This is a genomic window from Novosphingobium indicum (assembly GCF_014645195.1).
Taxonomy (GTDB): Bacteria; Pseudomonadota; Alphaproteobacteria; order Sphingomonadales; family Sphingomonadaceae; genus Novosphingobium; species Novosphingobium indicum.
The window spans coordinates 1-1136 of the sequence record NZ_BMLK01000091.1 but is presented as its reverse complement, the minus strand read 5'-3'; the positions used below and the strand labels follow the sequence as shown (position 1 = coordinate 1136).

The window sequence follows — 1136 nt, the reverse complement described above, 5'->3', positions numbered from 1 at the left end:
ACGGTCGGTGATCAGCCGTATTCGGGATCAGGATTTCCTTTCTTTGTCGGCCGGCCACGCCGCCTCGGCGGTGGTGGATTGAACGCGGTGCCGTTGCGCACGTTTTCGGGCACAAGCGCAGCGTGCTCACGCATTCGGTAACTGGAGCCCTCGATCTGGATGACAACGGCGTGGTGCAGCAGTCTGTCGAGCAGCGCAGTGGCGACTACGGCATCGCCGAAGACCTCGCCCCATTCGGCGAAGCCGCGATTGGAGGTGAGGATCATGGCGCCCTTTTCGTAGCGGGCGTTGACCAACTGGAAGAACAGGTTGGCGCCGCCCGGTGTGACCGGCAGGTAACCGATCTCATCGACGACCAGCAGCGATGCGCGGGCAAGAAACCGGATCTTCTCCCTGAGCGTGCCTTCGCGCTCGGCTTTGGCGAGTTGGGCGATGAGATCGGCCAGCGGGATGAAGTAGACCGCCTTGCCGGCGCGGACTGCCTCGACCGCGGGCGCGGTAGCAATGTGGCTTTTGCCGGTGCCGGGCGGGCCCAGCAGATGGACGACCTCGGCCCGTTCTATGAAGTCGAGGCCGGCGAGTGCCAGGATGCGGTTCTTGTCGAGCGAGGGCTGGAACGAGAAGTCATAGCTGGCGAGCGTCTTCACGACAGGCAGCCGGGCCATGCGCAGGGCCGCCTTGATCCGCCGGTTCTCGCGTAGCGACAGTTCTTCGCCCAGCAGTTCATCAAGCGCTTCAATGCCGTCGATCTGCCCCTGCTCGATGCGGCGCAGGGTTGCATCCAGGATCTCGAGCGCGCGGGGCATCTTGAGGCTGACGAGGCTCCGGCGGATGGAGTCAACGCGCGTGGATGGCGCAATGCCGTTCATGGCCGCCCCTCCATGGCAAGGCTCGCGCCGATCGCATCGTAGATGGCCAGCGAGCGCAACGGTACATGATCGCCGATCCGACCGATCATCGTCATGGGGCGATCCGGCGTTCGCGGCTGCGGCCGCCCAGTGCGATGGCGCTGGTCGATACGATATTGCCGGCGCCCTTCGAGCACGGGGTGTTCGGCAACGACGATGCCGCGGTCAATCACGCGGATCAGGTCCGGCAGTTGCTCGACTTCGACGATCCGCCGCGTCCGGTCGGGC

Annotated in this window: 1 protein-coding gene and 1 pseudogene; both read right to left on the bottom strand. The window is 65.1% G+C overall.

Annotated features, from left to right (window positions below; genetic code table 11):
* Positions 1-11: 11 nt before the first annotated feature.
* Positions 12-869 (bottom strand): IS21-like element helper ATPase IstB, encoded by an 858-nt coding sequence (istB, locus tag IEX64_RS24265; RefSeq protein WP_188824040.1) that lies wholly within the window; start codon positions 867-869, stop codon positions 12-14.
* Positions 866-1136: pseudogene (locus IEX64_RS24260) on the bottom strand (IS21 family transposase); the annotation flags it as partial. The pseudogene IEX64_RS24260 and the gene istB, both read right to left, overlap by 4 nt.

Bases quoted from the DNA above. Each gene is read 5' to 3' on its own strand.
- istB (WP_188824040.1), bottom strand. From the start codon at position 869: ATGAACGGCATTGCGCCATCCACGCGCGTTGACTCCATCCGCCGGAGC.